Source organism: Glutamicibacter sp. (assembly GCF_035257265.1).
Taxonomy (GTDB): domain Bacteria; phylum Actinomycetota; class Actinomycetes; order Actinomycetales; family Micrococcaceae; genus Glutamicibacter.
The window spans coordinates 1-2,415 of sequence record NZ_DATEXC010000066.1; the positions used below are offsets into that span (position 1 = coordinate 1).

Sequence of the window (2,415 nt, forward strand, 5' to 3'; positions counted from 1 at the left end):
CCTCCTGTTATGTGAATTTGCAAGAAAAAAAGAAAACCCTTCCCTTGAGCGGTACATTGCACCGCCTTCTGGACTTTTCGTTGTGTATGGACCCCAGCATTCGGACGCCCCACCAACGATCGCAAGCTTCTCGGCTGAACCACCTGTTATTCGAGGTCGCGGCCGTAGCCACGCCTCAAGTTGCTTATTCGTTCGTGACCAAGAGTCTTCCTGCGCTTCACACTTTCGACCGTGCTGGCGGTGTTGCCGGCACAAGGAGGGAAACGAAGTCGCAGTGGTCACGCTGTGCAGACCTGAGTGAGAATGCCTCGATCCGTGCAGAGCGCTGCCGCAATCCTTCCAATCCTTTCGCTGCATAGTGCTTATGGCGGTCTGAAGCCGCTTACTTGGACGCAGCGCGGTATGACACCAGCTTCCCAGTGGCAAGGCGTATTGCCAGTCATGTGCTGGTGCCTAGGCATATGTCCCCACGGCATACGTGGTCCCTTGGCGAAAACAGGCGCGAATCCGACCGGTCAGCCGTCGCGCAATCGCCACAATGGCGCGCTTCTTGCCCCGGGTAGCCGCTATCCTGTCGAAAATTTCTTGGAGCACCTTGTCACGGGGAAGCGCGCGCCAGGCGGTTTCGATGAGCAAGTGACGCACGCGCCCTGAGCCTTGGCGGCTCATATGGCCACGCCGCACAGAAGGGCCCGACGAATACTCGCTGGGCGTGAGCCCCGTGTAGCTGAACAGCGCCCGCTCATTGGCAAAGCGTGTCATATCGCCCAGCTCAGTCGCCAAGGTCCGGGCGACCACCGCGCCGATGCCCGGGACGCTCCGATACACTTTTTCGAGTTCCGCTTGCGCGGCGGCTTGTTCACGCAGCAGGCGGCGTATCTCGATGAGCTGGCGCGTCGCAAAACGCCACTGCTCGGCCAACAATGTGAGACTCACGCGGAGGTCCGGGGGCAGCGACCAGGCAGCGATCTCCCGCAAGTACCGGTTGCTGATCATGCGCCGACTCGAAGGGGCGATCAGGCCGAACTGATGCAGCTTGGCTTTGATCTGGCGGGCAATCGTGGCGCGGTGCTCAACAATCTGCGCGCGTGTTCTCGGCAGGAGACGAGCGAGTTCCTCTTCTTCCGTGGGGACATAGATGCCTCGTAAACGACCGTCAGCTAAATCGATGGCCAGTTTCTTGGCGTCGCGGCGATCCGTCTTGACCTTATCATTGGCCGCCACCGCGACGGACGCAGGATTGACGACGATGTTGGTGATCCCCGCTGTGGTGAGGGCGCGGTGCAGCACGAAGGCTGAAAATCCCGCCTCGTATGCCGAGTACAGCGTGGCCCCCGGGAACCAACGCAGCAAACTGGCCGCAAGACCCGCGGGCTCGGCTTGGACGGTCGCGGTCTTCACGATCTGTTTGTTGCATACGCACGTCACCGTAGAGGTTTCCTTGTGCACATCGACTCCTACGTAGACAATCCGGCCAATATACGAGAGGTGTCGGTCCGTCATGTGGCATTCCTTATCAAGGCGTTACTGGTCTGTGTCCTTGAAAGGATTTTCTCATTTTTCCCGTCACTCTCGGTTACCCCTGGAGAGCTGATTCAGCATAGCAACTTTCTTACTGTCCATGCCCCAGAGGCACTGTCGTGTATAGACGAACGCGCAGACTATTTGTATTTCTGGTCAATGTCCGACACGTTCTTCTGCACCAACTTGACGACGAGTGCGTCCAGGGTTGTGCCACCCGCTTGCCGTGACGATATCCCGAAAACCGACGTGCCCGTCGAGCCGATTTCCATCTTGTCTTCAGCGTATCCCTGAGCGACTTGCTGGGTCGTGCGGGCATCGATGATCTTGTAGCGCATACCAATAATCCAGACACCTGCCGCCTCGGTGGTCTGTATCGAACTAGCCCCCTGGCTCAACGCCGAGCCACCCCTGCCACCCAGGAGGGTCCCGGCGATACCCCCGAGCGTGCTGCCAGAGAAGCCGCTGCCCGCTTCGGCGACCTTCTCGGCGCGGAGGACGTCAAATTTGACGATCCAGCGCGTATTTTGCAACTCACCCTTCTGGAATAATGCCTGCGCCTGTTTCGGATCACCTAGATTATACGCGAGTTCGATTTCGCGCAACACGCTACCCAGATTGGCGCGATCCAGGACCTGGAAGTTCGCCTGCGAGAGCTCGAGTTCCGCGTAGTCAGCGATGTTATTCGGGAAGTATCGCTGCGTGAATGTCGCGTTGTTGCTCTTCACTTCACCCGGCAAGACGATGATCGCCGGCCCTTTGGTCGCGGCATTCGTATAGCTGACCGTCTTGTACGTGGCCGTGTCAGCGGCCGCATTGGCTCTCGCCGATGCACCGGTGGCCGGAGCAGGTCCACTCGCTGTCGGCCCACCCATTCCGGCACATCCACTCAGG

Annotated in this window: 3 protein-coding genes; 1 reads left to right on the forward strand and 2 read right to left on the reverse strand. The window is 59.1% G+C overall.

What is annotated here, in order from left to right; translation table 11 throughout:
- Positions 1 to 359, forward strand: a 359-nt coding sequence (locus VJ369_RS17350; RefSeq protein WP_324093247.1) for a hypothetical protein, incomplete at its 5' end; no start/stop codon positions are given.
- 94 nt (positions 360 to 453) lie between these two features.
- On the opposite strand, the gene VJ369_RS17355 is transcribed toward VJ369_RS17350, so the two are convergent.
- Positions 454 to 1,503, reverse strand: coding sequence for an IS110 family transposase (locus tag VJ369_RS17355; RefSeq protein WP_324093248.1), 1,050 nt, complete (start codon positions 1,501 to 1,503; stop codon positions 454 to 456).
- A 158-nt stretch (positions 1,504 to 1,661) separates the two neighbouring features.
- Positions 1,662 to 2,415: hypothetical protein (locus VJ369_RS17360; RefSeq protein ID WP_324093249.1), on the reverse strand; the 754-nt coding region annotated here is incomplete at its 5' end.